This window comes from Streptomyces sp. NPDC048643 (assembly GCF_040650615.1).
GTDB lineage: Bacteria > Actinomycetota > Actinomycetes > Streptomycetales > Streptomycetaceae > Streptomyces.
The window spans coordinates 44247-65727 of record NZ_JBEZHO010000024.1; the positions used below are offsets into that span (position 1 = coordinate 44247).

General features: G+C 72.3%; 18 protein-coding genes. 11 read left to right on the top strand and 7 right to left on the bottom strand.

Features of this window, described 5'->3' with window-relative positions; all coding sequences use genetic code 11:
• Nucleotides 1-24 precede the first annotated feature (24 nt).
• A complete protein-coding gene (locus AB0C62_RS23395; RefSeq protein WP_362976045.1) occupies nucleotides 25-867 on the top strand; it encodes a polysaccharide deacetylase family protein in 843 nt (280 codons plus the stop codon).
• A 76-nt stretch (nucleotides 868-943) separates the two neighbouring features.
• On the opposite strand, the gene AB0C62_RS23400 is transcribed toward AB0C62_RS23395, so the two are convergent.
• Nucleotides 944-1606: a class F sortase gene (locus tag AB0C62_RS23400; protein WP_362976047.1), complete on the bottom strand. Its 663-nt coding sequence runs from the start codon at nucleotides 1604-1606 to the stop codon at nucleotides 944-946.
• A gap of 332 nt (nucleotides 1607-1938) precedes the next feature.
• Here AB0C62_RS23400 and AB0C62_RS23405 point away from each other — a divergent pair, with 332 nt between their 5' ends.
• Nucleotides 1939-2430 carry a hypothetical protein gene (locus AB0C62_RS23405; protein ID WP_362976049.1) on the top strand — a complete coding sequence of 164 codons (492 nt, stop codon included), beginning with the start codon at nucleotides 1939-1941 and terminating at the stop codon, nucleotides 2428-2430.
• 151 nt (nucleotides 2431-2581) lie between these two features.
• Here the strand turns inward: AB0C62_RS23405 and AB0C62_RS23410 are convergent, their stop codons facing one another.
• The 3 genes from AB0C62_RS23410 to AB0C62_RS23420 form a co-directional block, all read right to left on the bottom strand.
• Nucleotides 2582-3112 (bottom strand): hypothetical protein, encoded by a 531-nt coding sequence (locus tag AB0C62_RS23410; RefSeq protein ID WP_362976051.1) that lies wholly within the window; start codon nucleotides 3110-3112, stop codon nucleotides 2582-2584.
• Between the two features lie 226 nt (nucleotides 3113-3338).
• Nucleotides 3339-4103, bottom strand: a complete 765-nt coding sequence (locus tag AB0C62_RS23415; RefSeq protein ID WP_326841852.1) for a hypothetical protein — start codon at nucleotides 4101-4103, stop codon at nucleotides 3339-3341.
• Between the two features lie 15 nt (nucleotides 4104-4118).
• Nucleotides 4119-4340, bottom strand: coding sequence for a hypothetical protein (locus tag AB0C62_RS23420; protein ID WP_362976053.1), 222 nt, complete (start codon nucleotides 4338-4340; stop codon nucleotides 4119-4121).
• Between the two features lie 682 nt (nucleotides 4341-5022).
• Here AB0C62_RS23420 and AB0C62_RS23425 point away from each other — a divergent pair.
• The 4 genes from AB0C62_RS23425 to AB0C62_RS23440 all read left to right on the top strand — a co-directional run bounded on the left by AB0C62_RS23425 (nucleotide 5023) and on the right by AB0C62_RS23440 (nucleotide 10273).
• Nucleotides 5023-5958, top strand: a complete 936-nt coding sequence (locus tag AB0C62_RS23425) for an SCO0930 family lipoprotein (RefSeq protein ID WP_362976055.1) — start codon at nucleotides 5023-5025, stop codon at nucleotides 5956-5958.
• A 492-nt stretch (nucleotides 5959-6450) separates the two neighbouring features.
• Nucleotides 6451-7263 carry an SAM-dependent methyltransferase gene (locus tag AB0C62_RS23430; RefSeq protein WP_362976057.1) on the top strand — a complete coding sequence of 271 codons (813 nt, stop codon included), beginning with the start codon at nucleotides 6451-6453 and terminating at the stop codon, nucleotides 7261-7263.
• Nucleotides 7260-9395: an EAL domain-containing protein gene (locus tag AB0C62_RS23435; RefSeq protein ID WP_362976059.1), complete on the top strand. Its 2136-nt coding sequence runs from the start codon at nucleotides 7260-7262 to the stop codon at nucleotides 9393-9395. Before AB0C62_RS23430 ends, AB0C62_RS23435 begins: the two co-directional genes overlap by 4 nt.
• A gap of 98 nt (nucleotides 9396-9493) precedes the next feature.
• Nucleotides 9494-10273, top strand: a complete 780-nt coding sequence (locus AB0C62_RS23440) for an oxidoreductase (RefSeq protein WP_362976060.1) — start codon at nucleotides 9494-9496, stop codon at nucleotides 10271-10273.
• A 386-nt stretch (nucleotides 10274-10659) separates the two neighbouring features.
• Here AB0C62_RS23440 and AB0C62_RS23445 read toward each other — a convergent pair whose 3' ends face one another.
• Nucleotides 10660-11550: a LysR substrate-binding domain-containing protein gene (locus AB0C62_RS23445; protein ID WP_362976061.1), complete on the bottom strand. Its 891-nt coding sequence runs from the start codon at nucleotides 11548-11550 to the stop codon at nucleotides 10660-10662.
• Between the two features lie 120 nt (nucleotides 11551-11670).
• On the opposite strand from AB0C62_RS23445, the gene AB0C62_RS23450 reads away from it, so the two are divergent.
• From AB0C62_RS23450 to AB0C62_RS23470, 5 genes are all read left to right on the top strand, one after another.
• A complete protein-coding gene (locus tag AB0C62_RS23450) occupies nucleotides 11671-12342 on the top strand; it encodes a succinate dehydrogenase (RefSeq protein WP_362976175.1) in 672 nt (223 codons plus the stop codon).
• Nucleotide 12343: 1 nt separating this feature from the next.
• A complete protein-coding gene (locus tag AB0C62_RS23455) occupies nucleotides 12344-14293 on the top strand; it encodes a fumarate reductase/succinate dehydrogenase flavoprotein subunit (protein WP_362976063.1) in 1950 nt (649 codons plus the stop codon).
• Nucleotides 14290-15039, top strand: coding sequence for a succinate dehydrogenase/fumarate reductase iron-sulfur subunit (locus AB0C62_RS23460; protein ID WP_362976065.1), 750 nt, complete (start codon nucleotides 14290-14292; stop codon nucleotides 15037-15039). Before AB0C62_RS23455 ends, AB0C62_RS23460 begins: the two co-directional genes overlap by 4 nt.
• A 284-nt stretch (nucleotides 15040-15323) precedes the next feature.
• The gene (locus AB0C62_RS23465) at nucleotides 15324-16094 is read left to right on the top strand and encodes a GNAT family N-acyltransferase (protein ID WP_362976067.1); all 771 of its coding nucleotides are present in this window, start codon (nucleotides 15324-15326) and stop codon (nucleotides 16092-16094) included.
• A gap of 614 nt (nucleotides 16095-16708) precedes the next feature.
• Entirely contained in the window at nucleotides 16709-17500 is a 792-nt protein-coding gene (locus AB0C62_RS23470; protein ID WP_362976177.1) for a lysophospholipid acyltransferase family protein, read from the top strand.
• 320 nt (nucleotides 17501-17820) lie between these two features.
• On the opposite strand, the gene AB0C62_RS23475 is transcribed toward AB0C62_RS23470, so the two are convergent.
• Both AB0C62_RS23475 and AB0C62_RS23480 read right to left on the bottom strand, forming a co-directional pair.
• Entirely contained in the window at nucleotides 17821-20271 is a 2451-nt protein-coding gene (locus tag AB0C62_RS23475) for an excinuclease ABC subunit UvrA (RefSeq protein ID WP_362976069.1), read from the bottom strand.
• Nucleotides 20272-20360: 89 nt separating this feature from the next.
• Entirely contained in the window at nucleotides 20361-21410 is a 1050-nt protein-coding gene (locus AB0C62_RS23480; RefSeq protein ID WP_362976071.1) for an LLM class flavin-dependent oxidoreductase, read from the bottom strand.
• Nucleotides 21411-21481: the final 71 nt, after the last annotated feature.

Genomic DNA, 21481 nt, shown 5'->3' on the forward strand with positions numbered 1-21481 from the left:
CCTCCGCCGGGTGACTGATTGGTCATGAAAAAGGATCAGCTGATCACCCGACGTAAGGCGTTGGTCGCCGGCGCCGCCGTCCTGGGGGCGGCCGGGGCCGTGGGCACAGCCCGCGTCCTGACCGCCGACCCGGCCGCGCAACCGGTGCGGGTCCCGCCCCGCTCCGGTCCGCAGGCCGCCCGCGCCGTCAAGCCGTCCGCGTACCGCCTCCAGCCGATCACCGGCTACGGCCCACCGCTCAGCGCCCCCGGCAGGACGGTCGTCCGGCACGAGCCGTTCCTGCGCATGTCCGGGCGGGGCCGCACCATGGTGCTGACCTTCGACGACGGCCCCGACCCGCTCTACACCCCCGACGTCCTGCGCATCCTGCGCGAGTACGACGTGCGCGCGACGTTCTTCGTGTGCGGGGAGATGGCCAACGACAACAAGGACCTGCTCGGCAAGATGGCCGACGACGGTCACATCGTCGGCAACCACACCTGGACGCACCCGCTGCTGACCTCGCTCTCCCGCTCCAGGATCCGCTCCGAGATCGAGCGCACCAGCAAGGTCATCAAGAACGCCTACGGCGAGTCCCCGGCCTGGTTCCGCGCGCCCTACGGGGCGTGGAACAGGGCGACGTTCCAGATCCAGGCCGACCTCGGCATGGAGCCGCTGGCCTGGACGATCGACACGAACGACTGGGCGACGCCGGGCGTCCGCTCGATCGTCGGCACGGTGGAGAAGGAGGCCGCCCCGGGCGTCGTCGTCCTCTCGCACGACGCGGGCGGCAACCGCTCGCAGAGCGTGCAGGCGCTGCGTGAGTACCTGCCGCATCTGCTGGATTCCGGCTACCACCTCACCGTGCCGCGCAGAAACGGCGTATAGGCGGAAAGAGAGGCCGGCCGGCGGGAGAACGAAGAACTCCCGCCGGCCGGCTTTCATCCACCGGGTCGTGGAACGCTCAGCGCGTTTCGACCATCTTCGCGAACACGACCACGTTCCCGTCATATCCGTGTTGCTTGGAGAAACCGCCGCCGCAGGTGATGACGCGCAGTTCGGGAGTTCCCTTGCTGTTGTACACGCGGTCGCCGGGGAAATTCTCCTTGGAGAAGACCTCGATGCCGTAGATCTCGAAGACCGCGGTCTTTCCGTCCTTGCGCAGAACCTCGACCCGGTTCCCCTTCTTGAGCGCGCCGAGCCCGTAGAAGACGGCGGGCCCCTGCATGTTGTCGACGTGGCCGACGATCACCGAGGTGCCCTTCTCGCCGGGCGCGACCGCACCGGTGAACCAGCCGGCGAGATTCGGGTCCTCGGGCGGCGGCGCCGCGACCCAGCCGTCGGCGTCCAGACCCACCGGCATCACCGGGGTGTCGACCCGGATGGCCGGGATCCGCACCCGGTCGACGACGGAGTACGGCAGCGGATCCGGCGCCTTGGCGAAGGTGCCACCGGGGGTGCGGCTGTCCGCGGCGGCCGCCGAGGCGGGCTGCGGCGGACCCACGTCGAACTCACCGGAACCGTTCCGAATGAGCGCGAGACCGGTCAGCAGAACAAGCGCTATCACGCCCCAAGGAGCGCGCTTCCTCTGCCGCTCCTCCTCTTCGGCCAGCTCGGACGCAGACATTCGCCATCCCCTCTCGACGTGGCCGTCGCCGCGTCAGTCGCGCATATGAGCACGCTAATCGCAGCGGGGCCGCCGGGCGACGGGGCGCGGGCGAACGGGTGGCGGTACGGACGCCTCCTGCGCCATCCGAGTTGCCATGACCAGGAATTTTCTGACGGTCCGTGACCTGCGGCAATATCCGATTGCGTGGAATTCTCTCGGCGTGTCCTCTCACCAGGACGGACCATTCTCGAAATGCGGGCGTGTGCACGGCATCTGAGGGTCTGTCTGGGAGGCGCTTTCTCGCCGATCCACCGGGGACGGTTCCCGGGGGCGTCTCCGCGGAGGATCACATGCGTACTACTCGTGCCCTGGCGGTGTCTGCCGCCGCGGTCGCCGCCGTGGGGCTCGCCGCCCCGATGGCCGCGGCGTGGAACAGTCCGAGCAACATCGTCGCCATGCCCAGCGTCATCGCCCGCGGCGGTCAGCTGACGGTGACGGTCGACGGGTGCTCGCGAGGGGGCACCATGACCTCGCCGGCGTTCCGGGAGGCGCGGCTGCGGCCGCTCGTCGGTGCCCACAACGAGACGTCGAGCGGAACGGCCACCATCAACCAGGACGCCCGCCCCGGCTCGTACGACATCACCGTCAACTGCGAGGGGACGGGCCCCCTCACCCGCCCGGCGGCCTTCACCGTCATCGGCGGCACCCGCGGTGGTCTCGGTGGCAGCAGCTCCACCGGCGCCACGCCCACCGACATGGCGATCGGCGGTGGCCTGGTGGCCGCGGCGGTCGTCGGCGGCGGGGTGTTCTGGATGCGCCGCCGGTCGGAGAAGCACATCTGACCGCTCGGCCGCGTTCCACCACAGGGACGGGCCGGCCCCACCCCTTCGGGGCCGGCGGTCCGCCCCGGAGACAGCGCGCACGTGACAGCGCTTCACCCCGGACCCTCCCGACGGGTCCGGGGTGAAGCGCTGTGCCGCCGGGGCCCTCGGGTCAGGAGTCGTCGGACGCCGAGCGGCGCCGCGTCATGTACCAGGCCGCGCCCACGGAACCGGTGATGAGCGCCGCGCCCATGCCGATCTCCTTGAGGTCGAAGCCGCCGACGCTGCCGCCGACACCCGCGCGCACACCGCGCTGCAGGGGGACCGGGGTCGGGCTGCTGGAACGGCCGCTCGCGATGGTGAGACCGGTGCTGCCGCTCGCCCCGCCGCACGAGAACGTCACGTCGTACACGGCACCGGGCCTGGCGTCCCAGTCGACCATGGCGGTGGCCGAGGACTGACCCGGCGGGATCGTGACGGTGTCGAAGACGCCGGAGGTGACCGTCGCGTTCCCGCGGCACCCGCCGTCCCGCTTCAGCAGCAGCGACACCTGGCCGCCGGCGGCGATGGTGGACGGCTGCACGCTGAAGGCGAACGGGGTGATGTTGTGGTCGTCCCGGTCGCCCGCGAAGGCGGCGGGTGCGGTGAAGGTCAGGGCGGTCACGCCCAGCAGTGCGGCCGAAGCGACGCGTATCGCGCGCATGGTGAGCCTCCAGGTCCCCGAGGAGCCTTGCTGCGGACCTTTTCCGCATTGCGCCAGAAATGCACCTCGATGATCGGAACGCTAGGAAAGGGTGGGTCCGTCCGCGATCCCTGTAGTGCGAACGGGTCACTTCTGTGGGCCGCACGGGGGACACGAGGCGTACAGCCGGGGGACGGACACGGCGTGTCGCCCGTCCCCCGGCATCCGGCCCCGTCCGGCTGACGCCTCAGCCGGGCAGGTGCGGGAAAAGCGCCGTGAAGGGCTCCACGGACGCCGCGATCCCCCTGCTGTAGGGCGCGTCGAAGTCCCAGATGAGGAACAGCAGGAACGCGATCAGTGCGGAGAACAGCCCGGCGAGGATCAGCTCGCGGGGGGTGCGCCTGATCTGCAAGGCGAAGATCATCCCGACGGTGACCACGGCACCGATGATCAGTCCGAACCACACCACCCCGGGCATGGTCGCCCCCGTGGAGTCGGCCCGGGCGCTGCGTGCGGCGTCGGCCGCCGTCACCTGGTCCACGAGCGGCTGGTACGCCTGGGCCTCGAAGTCCGACTTCGGCTCGTAGTCGGTGACGTCGTGCCGGATCTGTTCGAGCAGCCGGCCGCCCTCGGCGGTCACCCGGCCGTGGTCCGTCATGGACTTCCACTCCTTGGTGACCACGTAGTCGACATAGGCGTCGACGTCACCGCGGATGCGGTCGCGCACGTCGGGCGGGTAGACCCGGACCCGCTCGGAGATCTCGTGCAGCGCCTGGGCCTCCGCCTGCACATGGTCCTGGGCGGCCCCGCGGGCCTCCCACACGCCGGCGATCGCGAGGCCCAGGACGATGGCGTACACCACGCCGATCATCATCGTCATGTACTCGATGACGTCCGGGGTCTCGCTGGGGTCCTCGTCCTCGCGCGCCCGGCGATGCCGGACGAGCGTCACGATGAGGACCACGATGCACGCGGCCGCCATCGCGAGGGCGAGAACAAGCCAATCCGACAAGGTTTGCCTCCAGGGTCAGCGCGGGCGCAGCGCCGCGACGGCGAGCACCGCGGGCGCGGTGATGAGCAGGGTGAACGAGACCAGCGACGGGCCGCTGCGGGGCTGGTGCTTGTGCGGCGCGGGGCGGTACGCCGGGTAGCTGACGGGTGCGGGCGCGGGTGTGGGGCGCGCGCTCGGCGTCGGCTTCGGTTTCGGCGTGGGTCTCGGCGGCGGCACCGGCGCCGGCCGGGGCGGCACGGGCTTCGGTTTCGGCGCGGGGGGCGGTGGAGGCGGTGGTGGTGGCTTCGGTTTCGGTGCCGGCGCGTGGGTGGGCGGCGGGGGTGTCGGTTTGGGCGTCGGTTTCGGTTGGGGCGGGGGTGGCGGTTTCGGCGGCGGGGGCGGTGTCGGGGTGGGCGTGGGCGTGGGTGTCGGGGGGCACGGCGGCGGCGGGGTCGGGCACCAGGTGGTGTTCCCGACGACCGCGACCGCTCCGTCGCCCGCCACGGCCACCGCGGTCACGCCGTCTCCGCCCGGGCCGGTGGAGGCGTACGCGCAGGCGTCTGCCGCGGCCGTTCCGCTCGGCGCGCCGACAAGCAGCCAGCTGAGCGCCGTCACCGCCAATACGCGTATGACGAGGGCGGATCGGGTTCGTTGGGGTCCTTGCACGACGAAGATCATGGGGTGCGCGCGACGGGGCCACGCCGGAGTGCGGGTGAATGCCCCCGAAGGAAGGACGTCCGGCATGCGATGGTTTGACGCGCCGTACGGTAAGCGCTGCCGGTGATCGCACGCACGCGCGAGGAATCACGTCACCCGTGGCACAGGCTTCCGAAAGAAAGTTCCGGCCCGCTTGAACACTCTCGCCCCTTCCGCCCGTACCTAGGGCCATGCGCGGCGCAGCAGGGCGCTGCACCACTTATGCGAACAGCGGGAGTTACCCATGAAGACCTCCTGGCGGAGCGCCTCACTCGTAGCGGCAGCTGCGGCCGTGCTGGCGCTCACGACGGCGTGCGGTCAGGAACAGGGCACCCCTACGAGCAGCCAGAACGTCGGGGCGACCGCCGCCGCGGGTGGCTACGGGACGAGCACCACGGCGGGCAACGGCTACGGCGCCGACTCCAAGGACCAGGCCGCCGCCAAGGCGGAGCCCGCGGGTCAGCTCGCCGTCACGGAGAGCGCGAAGCTGGGCAAGGTGCTGACCGACGGCGAGGGGCTCACGCTCTACCGCTTCGACAAGGACACCGCGGAGCCCCCGAAGTCCAGCTGTGACGGCGCCTGCGCGACCGCGTGGCCGCCCGTGCCCGCCGACGGTGCCGAGGCCGCCGCCGGCGTCGACAAGTCGCTGCTCGGCGAGGTGACGCGTGCCGACGGCACGAAGCAGCTGACGGTCGCCGGCTGGCCGATGTACCGCTTCGCCAAGGACACCAAGGCCGGGGACACCAACGGCCAGGGCGTGGGCGGCACTTGGTACGCCTCCGCCCCCAACGGCAAGAAGGCGACGCTCGCCGACCTGCCCGGCCTGTCGGTCCGCAAGGACGCGAAGCTCGGCGACGTCGTGGTCGACAAGAACGGGATGACCGTCTACCGCTTCATGAAGGACCAGGCCTGGCCCGTCTCGAAGTCGGCCTGCACGGGCGCCTGCCTGGAGAAGTGGCCGGCCGTGGCGCCGGTCGCCTCGAACGACACCAAGGGCGTCCAGAAGAAGGGCCTGATGGGCTTCACCCGCCCGGACGGCGTCAAGCAGATGACCGTCAACTGCTGGCCGATCTACACCTTCTCCGGTGACACCGCTCCCGGTGACACCAACGGTCAGGGTGTGGGCGGCACGTGGTACGCCGTGGCCCCCGACGGGAAGCCGGTCGGTGTGTCGAAGTAACGGATCACCCCGGGGCGGATCGCCCCGCCCGAACATCGCGCGACCCGGGTCCGCCCCCTCCGCACGGCACGGAGGGGGCGGACCCTTGGCGTGACCGCGTGACCGCGTGACCGCGTGACCGCGTGACCGCGTGACGGTGATCGGCGGCCGGGCTGCGAACTGCCGGACGGTGAGGGTGAGTCGGTGTGCCGCGGCCGAACGTGAAAGGTCCGGTCGGCGGCCCGGATGTGAAAGAGTTCGGCGGCTCCTTCGGCGGCGTGGCCACGCTTCGTGATCCCCCGGAGCCATTTGGAATGCTTCGGAAGGATTTCGCGACGGCGGTGCGTGGCGTGTTCGAGCGACGTTCGCGGACGCCAATTCGGCACTTGCCCGAGGCAGTGACCGGGAACGGACGGTCAATTTCCGTTTTGGCTCGCCCCTTTGGCGGGCGATCAGTAGCCTCTGCTCGAACACCGGATCGCCTTCGCCGTCGACTACGCCTTGGAGAGATAGATGGAGCGTCCCGCCTGGGCCCCCCGCAGCATTGACATCTCGGTGCCGAGCGTGTCCCGAATGTACGACTTCTACCTGGGCGGTTCGCACAACTTCGAGGTGGACAGGGAAGCGGCCCGCAAGGCGATGGAGTTCATGCCGGGACTCCCCAAGGTCATGCAGGCCAACCGCGCGTTCATGCGCCGCGCCGTCCGCTTCGCCGCCGGGGAGGGCATCGACCAGTTCCTCGACATCGGCTCCGGCATCCCGACGTTCGGCAACGTCCACGAGGTCACGCAGGCCGCCCGCCCCGGCGCGCACGTCGTCTACGTCGACCACGATCCCGTTGCCGTCGCACACAGCCAGGCCGTTCTGAAGGACGTCGAGAACGCGGACGTCGTCGCCGCCGACCTCCTCAAGCCGCAGGAGATCCTGGCCAGTGCGCCCGTCCAGCAGTTGATCGACCTGAAGCGGCCGGTCGCGCTGCTCCTCGTTGCCATACTTCACTTCGTGGAGGACGCGGACGACCCGTACAGTGCGGTGGCCGAACTGCGTGACGCCCTCGCGCCGGGCAGCATGCTGGTCCTCACCCACGCCGCGTTCGAGGGGATTCCGCTCCCGCAGGAGCGGGCCGAGGGCGCGGTCGGCGTCTACAAGAACATCCGCAACCCGCTGATCATGCGCACGCGCGAGGAGATCGCGCGGTTCTTCGAGGGGTACGACATGGTGGAACCCGGCCTGGTGCCGATGCCGGACTGGCGGCCGGACACGGCACCCGAGGACGAGGATCCTTATTCCTTCTCCGGGTTCGGCGGCGTGGGACGCACGGCGTGACCGCCGAGCCGGACGGACCGGAGGACAGACTGCGCCGGTTCGCGACGATCTGGAGCCGCGCCGTCTTCCCGGTCACCTCCACGTCGCTGACCCGCCCCGAGTTCGAGGTGCAACTCCTGCCCCTCGCGCGTCGGTTGAGCGACGCGCTGCGGGCCAGGACCTTCGAAGCGGAGGCCGGGCACACGGTCGGCGCCGCGCTCGTCGCCGCGCACTGCACCGACCCCGAGGCGCTCAGCCGGGCCCTCGACTGCGTCGACGCCTACCTGGTGCTCTACTGCGGGGAGGGCGGCCACCAGGAGACGCTGCGGAACCGGTCCGCGCGACTCCAGCACGCCATGGCCGCCGGCTACGCGCGAGCGCTGCGGGAGCGGACGCTCACCGAACAGCAGGCCATCTCCCAGGCGGCGTTGACCGCCCGCAGCGCCGTCGCGGAGGCGCTGCACGACAGCGAGGCCCGTTTCCGCGCCGTGTTCGAGGGAGCGGCGATAGGGATCGGCATCGCCGACCTCGACGGCAACATGCTCCAGGCCAACGGCGCGCTGCTGCGCATGTTCGGCGGATCCGAGCAGACCATGCGCGGGCGCCGGGTCACCGAGTGGACCCACGCCGAGGACGCCCCTCAAGTCTGGCGACTGTACGAGGAGTTGGTGCGGGGCGAGCGGGAGCACTACCACGTCGAGAAGGCCTTCTACCGCCCTGACGGCACCGCCCTGTGGACCAACCTGACGGTCTCGCTGCTGCGGGACGCGGACGGCGAGCCCCAGTACCAGCTGGCGCTGATGGAGGACACCACCGAGCGCCGGCTGCTCAATCTGCGGCTGCGCTACGAGGCGACGCACGACGCGCTCACCGGACTCCCCAACCGCACGCTGTTCTTCGAGCGTCTGGAGAAGGCGCTGGCCGCGGGGGACGGGCAGCGTTTCGGCCTCTGCTACCTCGACCTCGACGGCTTCAAGACCATCAACGACAGCCTCGGGCACGCGGCCGGCGACCGGCTGCTCGTCGAGGTCGCCGACCGCCTCCAGTCCTGCGCGACCGCCTCGGGCGAGATGGTCGCCCGGCTCGGCGGCGACGAGTTCGTGGCCCTGACGACGGGGCCGGACACCGAGCGCGAGGTCGAGGAGCTGGCCGGGCGCATCATGAACGCGCTCGTCACGCCGATCGGCATCGACGGCCGTGAGCTGACCGTGCGCGGCAGCATCGGCGTCGTGGAGGGCCCGGCCGGGGTGCGCGGTGCCGCCGACGTGCTGCGCAGCGCCGACATCACGATGTACCGGGCCAAGTCCGCCGGCGGCAACCGCTTCGAACTGGCCGATCCGGAGGCGGACGCCCGGGCGATCACCCGGCACGGGCTCACCACGGCCCTGCCGGCCGCCCTGGACCGGGGCGAGTTCTTCATCGAGTACCAGCCGCTGGTGCACCTCGGTGACGGCAGCGTGCGCGGCGCCGAGGCACTGGTGCGCTGGCTGCATCCGCAGCACGGTGTGCTGAGCCCCGACCGCTTCATCCCGCTGGCCGAGCACACCGGACTGATCGTGCCGCTCGGCCGCTGGGTCCTGGAGCAGTCGGTCCGCCAGGCCCGCACCTGGCAGCAGCGGCACCCCGGCGGCGGCCCGCTGCGGGTCAACGTCAACCTCTCGCCCTGCCAGTTGACGCATCCCGGCCTGGTCCAGGACACCGTCGACATCCTGGAGCGCGAGGGTCTGGACGCGGAGGCGCTCTGCCTGGAGGTCACCGAGTCCGCCCTGATCGGTGCCGACGACGACCTGCTGAAGCCGCTGCGCCGGCTCGCCGAGATGGGGGTCGACATCGCCCTGGACGACTTCGGCACGGGCTACTCGAACCTCGCCAACCTGCGGCGTCTGCCGGTCAGCATCCTGAAGCTGGACCGGTCCTTCACGCAGGGCATGCAGCAGTTCCCCGCCGATCCCGTCGACCTGAAGATCGTCGAGGGCATCGTCTCCCTGGCCCACAGCCTGGATCTCGCCGTCACGGTCGAGGGTGTGGAGACCGGGGCCCAGGCCGAGCAGCTGCGGATACTGGGCTGCGACACGGCCCAGGGCTGGTACTACGCCCGGCCGGGCCCGCCGGACCGGCTGCACGATCTGGCGCTGGTCGACGCGACCGGCTGAGGGCCGGGGCGCGGCGTGGTCTCCTGGAACGGAGGCCGCGCCGCGTCGCCGTGTCGGGCGTCGACAGGACGCGCGTCCCAAGGATGGAGCTGAGGGCCATGAGCACGGAACTCCAGGGCAGGACGGCGGTCGTCACCGGGGCCAGCAAGGGCATCGGGCTCGCCGTCGCCGAGGCGCTGGCCGGCGCGGGCGCGAAGGTGGTCGCGGGGTCGCGCGGCAGATCGCCCGGCCTGGACGCGCTGGCCAAGGAGGGCGACGTCACCTGGGTGGGCGTCGACCTCGCCGAGCCCGACGCGGCCGCGCGGCTCGTCGACGCCGCGGGCGGCCGGATCGACGTCCTGGTCAACAACGTGGGCTCGGCCCCGGCGCGGACCGGCGGCTTCCTGTCGGTGACCGACGAGGAGTGGCGCCGTACGGTCGACCTGAACCTGCTGACGGCCGTACGGGTCACCCGTGCCGCCCTGCCGGTGATGCTCGCCGCGGGCCGGGGTTCCATCGTGACGGTCGGCTCGGTCAACGCGACCCTGCCCGACCCGCTGGTGATCGACTACAGCGCGGGCAAGGCCGCCCTGGTCGCCTTCTCCAAGGCGCTGTCGAAGGAGGTCGGCCCGAAGGGCATCCGCGTCAACACGGTCAGCCCGGGCCCGGTGGAGACCGAGCTGTGGCTGGGCGGCGGCGGAGTGGCCGCGACGGTGTCGGCCGCCGCGGGGCTCACCCCCGAGGAGGTGGTCGCCCAGGCGTCCGGCGCCACCGTGACAGGCCGCTTCTCCAAGCCGTCCGAGGTCGCGGACCTGGTGCTCTTCCTCGCCGGTGACCGCGCGGGCAACATCACCGGCAGCGACTTCCTGATCGACGGCGGATTCATCCCCACCTGGTGACGGCGGACGTCCGGCCCCGGTGACGCCGGGGCCGGACGGCGCCCGCGGGTCGTGAGGAGGTCGGGCGCGAAGATCTCCTCGCACGTCGACAACCGCCGGGTGAGGCCCTGTTCGTGGTGGCGGCGCGGAAAGGTGTCGCCGGCGGTCCGGTCGGCCGCGACGCCGTAGGGCCACGCGGCATCGCCGAACAGGCGCCGTGACCGCCTCGGCCCCGTCGAAGGCACGGGAGAGCGCCCGCGCCAGACCGGGGTGCCGGGCCAGCAGGTCCCGGCGGACGACGACGGTGTGCGTCATCGGGAGGACGCCCCACCGCCGGCTCGGTCGAGGACGTCCGCGGATTCCTCGGCGGCCCGGGCTCGCAGGCCCGGCGCGCCGACCCGGAGCGGTCAGCGTTCCAGCAGCATCCGCTGGAGTTCCCGCGCCGCCCGGGGCGGCGCCACGTCACTGCGGTGGGCCAGCGCGATCGTCCGGTGCAGACCCGGTCCGGCCAGCGGCGTCACCCGCAGTCCCCGCCCGGAGCGGGTGGCGACCATCCGCGGCACGACGGCCACGCCGAGGCCCGCCCGGACGAAACCCAGCACGGCGTCCATCTCGCCGCCCTCGACGGCGAAGTCCGGCTCGAACCCCTCGGCGCGACAGGCGGCGACCGTCAGGTCGCGCAGGTCGTAGCCGTGCCGGAACATCACGAGGCGCTCACCCTCCAGATCGGCGACGCGCACCGTCCGGCGACCCTCCCCACGCCCCGGCGCCGGGGCCTCAGGCGACGACACCACCACCAGGTCCTCGCGCAGCAGCTCCACCGTGGTCAGCGCAGGGGACGGCGTCGGGAGCGGCAGCACGACCAGGGCCAGGTCCAGAGCGCCGCGCGCCAGATCCCGTACGAGGTCGTGCGAGCCGCTCTCCTCGATCAGCAGGCTGATGCCGGGATAGCGGTCGTGGAAGGCGCGCAGCACGTCCGGCAGGAGTCCCGTGCACAGGCTCGGCGTCGCGCCGAGCCGCACCCGCCCACCGCGCAGCTGTGCCAGCTCCTGCACCTCGTGCCGCGCCGTGTCCGCGTCCGCGAGGATCCGCCGGGCCAGTGGCAGCAGCGCCTCGCCCGCGTCGGTGAGCGTGATGTTCCCGCGCGCCCGCAGGAACAGATCCGCGCCCAACTCCCGCTCCAGCGCCTTGATCTGCTGCGACAGGGAGGGCTGCGCGACATGCATCAGCTCGGCGGCCCGGGTGAAGTGCCGGGTCTCCGCGACGGCCACGAAGTACTGGAGCTGCTGGAACTGCATCCCTCCACGATAGCTCCTGTCTATGGAAACGAGCCGTTCCATGTCTTGGACTGATCGGTTCCGTCCGGCCTACCGTCTTGACCCATGGCTCTGGCAACGCGGACGGACCGACGGCCGTCCATGGCGCGCACCGTGTGGGACAGCTCCGTCGGCAAGAAGACCGTGATGGCCGTCAGCGGCCTGATCATGCTGCTCTACCTGGTCGCCCACATGATCGGGAACCTCAAGATCTACTTCGGCGCGGGCGAGTTCAACCACTACGCCCACTGGCTGCGCACGATCGGCGAGCCGGTCATGCACTACGAGTGGACGCTCTGGCTCGTCCGCGTGGTGCTGGTCGTCGCCGTGGTCGCGCACGCCGTCTCCGCCTACCAGCTCAGCCGCCGTGACATCAGGGCCCGCCCCGACAAGTACGTCCACCGCAAGCCCCGGACGAGCTACGCCACCCGCACCATGCGCTGGGGCGGCATCATCCTCGGCCTGTTCATCGTCTGGCACCTGCTCGACCTGACGACCGGGACCGTGCACCCCGGCGGCTTCCAGGAGGGCCACCCCTACCAGAACGTCGTGGACACCTTCTCCACCTGGTACGGCGACGTCGTCTACATCGTCGCCATGCTCGCGCTCGGCCTGCACATCCGGCACGGCTTCTGGAGCGCCGCCCAGACCCTCGGCGCCGGCAGCCGCAGCCGCGACCGCGCCTTCAAAACCGTCGCCAACGTCCTCGCGCTGGTGCTCACGGCGGGTTTCCTCTCCGTACCCGTCGGTGTCATGACCGGAGTGGTGAGCTGACATGACCGCATACGCCGACTACCCGACCGGTGAGCCGCTCGCCGACGCGCAGGCCCCCCGGGGACCCGTCAACGAGCGCTGGGACACCCGCCGTTTCGAGGCGAAGCTGGTCAACCCGGCCAACCGCCGCAAGCACACCGTGATCGTCGTCGGGACCGGCCTCGCGGGCGGATCCGCCGGTGCCACCCTCGCCGAACAGGGCTACCACGTCGTCCAGTTCTGCTACCAGGACTCCCCGCGCCGCGCCCACTCGATCGCCGCCCAGGGCGGCATCAACGCGGCGAAGAACTACCGCAACGACGGCGACTCCGTCCACCGGCTCTTCTACGACACCGTCAAGGGCGGCGACTTCAGGGCCCGCGAGTCCAACGTCCACCGCCTGGCGCAGATCTCGGTCGAGATCATCGACCAGTGCGTCGCCCAGGGCGTGCCCTTCGCGCGCGAGTACGGCGGCCTCCTCGACACCCGCTCCTTCGGCGGCGTCCAGGTCTCCCGCACCTTCTACGCCCGCGGCCAGACCGGCCAGCAACTCCTGCTCGGCGCCTACCAGGCGCTGTCCCGGCAGATCGCCGCGGGCAACATCGAGATGCACGCGCGGACCGAGATGCTCGACCTGATCGTGGTCGACGGCAAGGCCCGCGGCATCGTCGCCCGCGACCTGATCACCGGCCGGATCGACACGTACTACGCGGACGCCGTCGTCCTCGCCACCGGCGGCTACGGCAACGTCTTCTACCTGTCGACGAACGCCATGAACTCCAACGCCACCGCCGTCTGGCGGGCCCACCGGCGCGGCGCCTACTTCGCCAACCCCTGCTTCACGCAGATCCACCCCACCTGCATCCCGCGCACCGGCGACCACCAGTCGAAACTGACCCTGATGAGCGAGTCGCTGCGCAACGACGGCCGCATCTGGGTGCCGAAGGCGCACCGCGACACCCGCCCGCCCAACGAGATCCCCGAGGTCGAGCGCGACTACTACCTGGAGCGCATCTACCCCGCCTTCGGCAATCTCGTGCCCCGCGACATCGCCTCCCGCGCCGCGAAGAACGTCTGCGACGAGGGCAGGGGAGTGGGCCCCGGCGGCCAGGGCGTCTACCTGGACTTCGCCGACGCCATCAAGCGGATGGGCCGGGCCCAGGTCGAGGAGAAGTACGGCAACCTCTTCGACATGTACGCCCGGATCACCGCCGAGGACCCGTACAGCGTGCCCATGCGGATCTACCCCGCCGTGCACTACACGATGGGCGGACTGTGGGTCGACTACGACCTCCGGACCACCGTCCCGGGTCTCTTCGCGATCGGCGAGGCCAACTTCTCCGACCACGGCGCCAACCGGCTCGGCGCCTCGGCCCTGATGCAGGGTCTCGCCGACGGCTACTTCGTCCTGCCCTCGACGATCAACGACTACCTCGCACGCAACCCCCACAGCGACGCGGTGACCGACGAACACCCCGCCGTCCAGGAGGTCCTGGCCGACACCGAGGACCGGCTGCGGCTCCTGCTCGCCGTCGACGGCGACCGCACCCCCGACTCCTTCCACCGCGAACTCGGCGAACTCATGTGGGAGTTCTGCGGCATGGCCCGCACCGAGACGGGACTGCGCAAGGCCCTGGAACGCATCCCGCAGATCCGCGAGGAGTTCTGGCGGCGCATCAAGGTCCCCGGTGTGGGTGAGGAGTTCAACCAGTCGCTGGAGAAGGCCAACCGGATCGTCGACTACCTGGAGCTCGCCGAGCTGATGTGCCTCGACGCGCTGCACCGCGCCGAGTCCTGCGGAGGCCACTTCCGCGAGGAGTCGCAGACCCCGGACGGCGAAGCGGCCCGCAGGGACGAGGAGTTCTCCTACGTCGCCGCCTGGGAGTTCACCGACACCGGCACCGCGCCCGTCCTGCACAAGGAAGACCTCGTCTTCGAGTACGTCCACCCCACCCAGCGGAGCTACGCATGAAGCTCACCCTGCGCGTCTGGCGACAGAAGAACGCCGACGCCGACGGAGCGATGTCCACGTACGAGGTGGACGGCATCTCGGCCGACATGTCCTTCCTGGAGATGCTCGACACCCTCAACGAGGAGCTCATCCTCACCGGCGACGACCCCGTCGCCTTCGACCACGACTGCCGCGAGGGCATCTGCGGCGCGTGCAGCCTCGTCATCAACGGCGACGCGCACGGACCCGAGCGCACCACCACCTGCCAGCTGCACATGCGGTCCTTCCGGGACGGCGACACCATCGACATCGAGCCCTGGCGGGCCGCCGCGTTCCCCGTCGTGAAGGACCTCGTCGTCGACCGGTCCGCCTTCGACCGCATCATCCAGGCCGGCGGCTACGTCACCGCCCCCACCGGTGCCGCACCGGAGGCGCACGCCACGGCGGTGCCCAAGCCCGACGCCGACTTCGCCTTCGAGCACGCCGAGTGCATCGGCTGCGGCGCCTGTGTCGCGGCCTGCCCGAACGGCGCCGCGATGCTGTTCACCTCCGCCAAGGTCAACCACCTCAACGTGCTGCCGCAGGGCGCCCCCGAACGGGAGACCCGGGTGCTCGACATGGTGGCGCAGATGGACGAGGAGGGCTTCGGCGGCTGCACCCTGGCCGGTGAGTGCGCCACCGCGTGCCCCAAGGGCATCCCGCTGTTCTCCATCACCGGAATGAACAAGGAGTGGCTGCGCGCCACCCGCAGATCGGGCAGGCGTTAGCCGAAAAATCGTTCGCCGTAGGGTGCGGACGGGCGGGACCGGGGGTGGTGCTCACACCCCGGTCCCGTCTCGCTCTCCCCGGACACCCGCGCCCCCACCGCGCGGCACCCCTGCCATTCAGCATCCTCACATCCGCCCTCCTGGCACAGGTCACGCGCACGCCAACCGGCATCGGAAGAACAGGAGCGCGCAGGCCGTACGGATCCGGTCTGCCCCCCTCGAACGCTCGGCTCCGTCCGAGCAGGGGACCCCTCCGCCGAACGGCCCGTGACCAGGAGAGTGCCATGACCGGCGTTTCCACCCTCGACAGCCCCGCCCAGCCCGTCACTCCCACCCGCTACACCGTCACCCTCGCCCGTGACGAGGCCGACGTCCGGGCCGCGCAGCGGCTGCGCCACGACGTCTTCGCCGGGGAGCTGGGCGCTCTCCTGAACACCCCGCAGCCCGGCCTCGACATCGACGCCTTCGACGCGTACTGCGACCACCTGCTGGTCCGTGACACCGTGACCGGGCAGGTCGTGGGCACCTACCGGCTGCTGCCGCCCGAGCGCGCGGCGATCGCCGGACGCCTCTACTCCGAGAGCGAGTTCGACCTCGGACCGCTGGCCGCGATCCGCTCCGGCCTGGTCGAGGTCGGCCGCTCCTGCGTCCACCCCGACCACCGCGACGGCGCCGTCATCGGCCTGATCTGGGCCGGCATAGCCCGCTACATGGTCGACGGCGGCCACGAGTGGCTCGCGGGCTGCTGCTCCGTGCCGCTCGCCGACGGCGGCACCCTCGCCGCGGGCACCTGGGACCGGGTGCGGCACAAGCACCTCGCCCCCGAGGAGTTCCGGATCCGCCCGCTGCGGCCCTGGAACCCCGAGGGCGTCGCCCGGCCCGCCCGCACCGAACTGCCCCCGCTGCTGCGCGGCTATCTGCGCCTCGGCGCGTGGGTGTGCGGCGAGCCCGCCCTCGACGCGGACTTCGGGGTCGCCGACCTGTACGTCCTGCTGTCGATGCGCCGGGTCAACCCGCGCTACCTCCGCCACTTCCTCTCCCTCGTCCCCGCGTGATGGCCACACCCCGCACGACCGCGACGCCCGCCGTGGTGGCTCCGCGCACGACCTCCCCGGCCGCCACCACGGTGCCCCAGGCCGTCGCACCGGTCCCGGTGACGCTCCGCACCGCCGCACCGGACACGGCCCCCGTGCGCCCGGCCGCGCCCGGCGGCCCCTGCGTCGAGGGGTCCCGAGTGGCGGCCGCGGACGCCTCGACGTCCCCCGCCGCGACACCCGGCGGCGAGCTGTCGCGCACGATGGCGTCGGGTGGGGCGGTGGTGGGCACGGCGGCGGCGCCCCGAACCGCCGCACCGGTCGCGGTGACGCTCCGCACCGCCCTGCCTGACACGGCCGCCGTCCGCTCCGCCGCACCCCGTCCCGTGGCGCACGGTGGCCCCGGCGTCGCCTCCCGAGCGGTGGCTCCGGGCACCCCGGTGTCCCGTCCTCCCGCACCGGGAGGACGGGCATCCCGCAGCGCCACGCTCCACGTCTCGTCGCCGCGCCTGCCGGGGGTCCGCCGGCCCCGGCCCGTCGGGGGCCCGGGAGGGGCCGTGCTGCCCGACGGGCTCGACGGCGTTCCGGCGCCCCGGCGGCCGGTCGACGTCCGGTCCGCGCCGGCCGGCGCCTGGCTGCCCACCGCGCCCTGCTCCCCGCGCGGCTGCGTGGAGTCCGCGCGGCCCTGGGCGGGCGTGCCGCGGTCCGCGATGCGGCTCGGCGCGCTCCTCGTAGTGGTCCTCGGAGGAGTGCTCGTGACTCCGCTCGTCGGCCGCCTGCGCCCGGCCCGGCGCGACCGGTGGATCCGCCGCTGGTGCCTCGTCGTGGTGCGCGCGGCCGGAGTCCGTACGCGGATCACCGGGGCCGCGCCGCCCACCGGTGGGCTGCTGATCGTGGCCAACCACGTCTCGTGGCTCGACATCCCGCTGCTCGCCGCCGTCCGGCCGGCCCGGATGCTGGCCAAGACCGAGGTGCGCCGCTGGCCCGGCGTGGGCGCGATCGCGGCACGGGGCGGCACCCTCTTCATCGACCGCGACCGGCTGCGCGCGCTGCCCGGCACCGTGGGGCGGATCGCGGAGGCCCTGCGGGGCGGCGCCGCGGTCGTCGCGTTCCCCGAGGGCAGCACGTGGTGCGGCCGCGCCCAGGGCCGCTACCGCCGGGCGGTCTTCCAGGCCGCGCTGGACGCCGGAACGCCGGTCCAGCCGGTGCGCGTGCGCTACCGGTCCGCCGACGGGACGGCGAGCACCGCGCCCGCGTTCGTCGGCGAGGACGCGCTGCTCACCTCGCTGTGGCGGGTGGTGTCGGCCCGCGGACTGGTGGCCGAGGTCGACCTGCGCCCCACACTCGCCCCCGACGGTCACGCGGACCGGCGCACCCTGGCCGCCGCGGCCCAGGGAAGCCCATCACCTTCGGGGGCCCATCCCTGAGGGAGGCGCCGACGCCCCGCCTGGCGGCGGGGGTTGGTGAGCCGAGCCGCAACGCACCGGCTCACCGGCCGGTCCCGTCCCCGACGGCGGGCCAGGCGACCGTCCTCGGTCCGGGTGTCCAGCGCGGGCCGGTGCTCGCTCCGCAACACCGCCCCGCCGGACGGGTGTTGGTGTCCTGCCGGTCCGTCCGGAGTGGGAGTCGGCGGTCGTCGTGGAGGCGGGTTGTGACTCGTCGGTTCAGCGGTCGGTCCGGTGGCCGACGGCGGTCCGGGCGGCCGTCCCCGGTCCCGGGTGTCCAGCGCGGGCCGGGGTTCGGGTGCTCACTCCGCAACTCGGCCCGGTTGGGCGGGTGTTGGTGTCCTGTCGGTCCGCTTGTCGGTCCGCTCGGGGCGGGAGGCGGCGGCCGTCGTGTCCTGGTCGTCCTGGCCGAGCGCTCGGGTGAGGTACGGCGCCGTTCTGCTGTCCGCGGTGTGGGCCACCTGGGCGGGTGGGCCGGCGGACACGATCCGACCGCCTTCCTCGCCTCCGCCCGGGCCCAGGTCGATCACCCAGTCCGCGCCCGCCACGACGGCCATGTCGTGTTCGACGACCACCACGGTGTGCCCCGCGTCCACCAGTCCGTGCAACTGCCGCATCAGCAACTCGACATCGGCGGGGTGCAGCCCTGTCGTCGGCTCGTCGAGGAGGTAGAAGGTGTGCCCGCGACGCATCCGCTGCAACTCGCTCGCCAGCTTGATGCGTTGTGCCTCGCCGCCCGACAACTCCGTCGCGGGCTGTCCGAGTCGCAGATACCCGAGTCCCACGTCGAGCAGGGTTTCGAGGCTGCGCCCCACGGCCGGGGTGTCGGTGTCGGCGAAGAACGCGGCCGCGGCCTCGACGGTGAGGTCGAGGATCTGCGCGATGTTCCGTCCCCGGTACGTCACTTCGAGGGTCTCGGGGTTGTAGCGGGCGCCGCCGCAGTCCGGACAGGGGGTGTAGGTGCTGGGCAGGAAGAGCAGCTCCACGCTGACGAAGCCCTCGCCCTGGCAGGTCTCGCAGCGGCCGCCGGCCACGTTGAAGGAGAAGCGCCCCACGCCGTAGCCGCGCGCCCGCGCGTCCTCCGTCGCGGCGAACACCTTGCGGACGACGTCGAACAGCCCCGTATAGGTGGCCAGGTTGGAGCGGGGCGTACGGCCGATGGGCCTCTGGTCGACGCTGACCAGGCGGCCGACACCCGCCAGTTCCTCCGTCACCTCGCCGATCAGCGTGGACTTCCCCGAGCCGGAGACGCCGGTGACGGCGGTGAGCACCCCGAGCGGGAACTCGGCGGTGACGTCCCGCAGGTTGTGCCGGGTGACGGGGCCCACCTTCACCTGGCCACGGGGTGCCCGCACCGGACGGGCCGGGGTGGGGGAGCGGTCGAAGAGGAAGCGTCCGGTCGCCGACTCCGCCACGGACTCCAGCCCGGCCACCGGACCGCTGTGCAGGACGCGCCCGCCGTGCTCACCCGCCTGCGGTCCCACGTCGACCAGCCAGTCCGCGCCCCGCACCACGTCGAGGTTGTGCTCCACGACGAACACCGAGTTGCCCGCCGCCTTCAGCCGGTCCAGCACGGTGAGCAGCGCCTCCGTGTCCGCCGGGTGCAGACCGGCGGACGGCTCGTCGAGCACGTACACCACACCGAACAGCCCGGACCGCAACTGCGTCGCCAGGCGCAGTCGTTGGAGTTCACCGGCCGAGAGGGTCGGGGTGGAGCGGTCCAGGCTGAGGTAGCCGAGGCCGAGTTCGACCACCGGGTCGATCCGGGAGACGAGGTCCTCGGTGAGGACACGGGCGGTCTCCGAGTCGGCCGTGAGGGACTGTGCGAGTTCGGTCAGCGGCAGCGCCGCCAGCTCGGCGATGGTCCGCCCCGCGACCGTCACCGCCAGCGACTCGGCGCGCAGCCTCCTGCCCCCGCACACGGGACAGGGCGCGGCGGACAGGAAGCGCTCGGCCTTGGCCCGGAGCGTGGGGCTCTTCGTGTCGGAGAAGGTCTTCAGGACATAGCGCCGGGCGCTCATGTACGTGCCCTGGTAGGGCCGTTGGATGCGCTCCGCGTCGCGTACCGGGTGCACGGTGACGACCGGCTGCTCGTCCGTGAAGAGGATCCACTGCCGCTCCGCGGCGGGCAGCTCGCGCCAGGGCCGGTCCACGTCGTACCCGAGGGCGTCGAGGACGTCCCGCAGGTTCTTGCCCTGCCAGGCGCCCGGCCAGGCGGCGATGGCGCCCTCGCGGATCGACAGCGCCGGATCCGGGACCAGCAACTCCTCGCTCGTCCGGTGGACTTGACCCAGACCGTGACACTCGGGGCAGGCGCCGGCCGCCGTGTTCGGTGAGAACGCGTCCGAGTCGAGCCGTTCGGCGCCCGCCGGATAGTCGCCGGCCCGGGAGAAGAGCATCCGCAGCGAGTTCGAGAGGTTGGTGACCGTGCCCACCGAAGAACGCGAGGTCGGCGCCGACCTGCGCTGCTGGAGCGACACCGCGGGCGGCAGCCCCGTGATCTCCCCGACCTTCGGCGCCCCCACCTGGTGGATCAGCCGCCGCGCGTACGGGGCCACCGACTCGAAGTAGCGGCGCTGCGCCTCCGCGTACACCGTCCCGAACGCCAGCGACGACTTCCCGGACCCGGACACACCGGTGAACACCGCGAGCACGTCCCGCGGGATGTCGACGTCCACGCCCCGGAGGTTGTGCTCCCGGGCGCCGCGGACGCGGACGTAGGGGTCGTGCGGGCTGCCGTCGGGAAGGGGCATCGGCGGGACTCCTGGAGCTGCCCGGTACCGGGGACCTGAGGACCTTCGATACGGGCGTCGATCGGGGCGGGCGGGCAAACCCCACGATTCTAGGCGGGGGCGAGTCCTGCGACCCGGGCCAGCCGGCGGTAGGAGTCCAGGAGCGCCTCCCGGTCGTACGTGCTCGTGGTGACCAGCACCTCCTGGGCGCCGGTCTCCTTCAGGACCGTACGGAGCTCGTCGGCCACCTGGTCCTCGGTGCCGGCGATGTGGCCGGTCAGGCCGGACTCGTAGAAGCCGCGTTCCCTCGCCGTCATGGTGAGCGCCTCGACCCGCTCGGCGGGCGGCAGCGGCGGGAACGTGCCGTGGGTCCGGGCGTGTGCCATCGACCAGGCCTCCGGCAGCAGCAGCCGCCGGGCCTCCTCGGGGCTCGCGGCCACGGCGACCGTGCCGGAGATCACGACGTAGGGCCGCTCCGCCCACGCCGAGGGGCGGAAGGTCTCGCGGTACTCGTCGATACCGCGCCGCATCCTGTCCCGGTTCCGCAGGTCCCCGATGACCAGGGGGAGGCCGGCCCGGGCGGCGATCGCGGCGCCCTCGCCGAGGGCCAGCACGAACGCCGGTACGGTCAGTCCCTCCGTGGGGCGGGCGTGCACCCCCGTCGGTGAGGTGCCGCGGAACCAGCCGAGGAGTTCGTCGAGCTGGGCCGCGTAGTCCTCGGACCCGGCGGCGTCCTTGTCGCGGCCGAGCGCCCTGCGCACCCCGTCGGTGAAGCCGACGGAACGGCCGACGCCCATGTCGATCCGCCCCGGGAACAGCGACTCCAGAACTCCGAACTGTTCCGCGACGACCAGCGGCCGGTGGTTGGGGAGCATCACGCCCCCGGTGCCGACCCGCAGGGTGCGGGTGGCGGCGGCGACCGCGGCGGCGAGTACGGTCGGCGCGGACCCGGCGACACCGGGCACGCCGTGATGCTCGGCGACCCAGAACCGGTGGTATCCGAGCCGCTCCAGCTCACGCGCCAGCTCCACGCTGTCCCGCAGGGCTTCGGCCGGTTCGTGCCCCTCGCGGACGCGTGAGCGGTCGAGCACGGAGAAGCGCACGTCGTCGCCGCGCGGCTCCGCCGCCGAGAGGGAGGCGTGGTGTGGCTCGCTCCGCATGGCCGCTCCGGTCGCTCGTCACCCGTCGTCCCGGCGTGGCTCCGCCGGTTCCCAGCGCCGTCCATGATCCG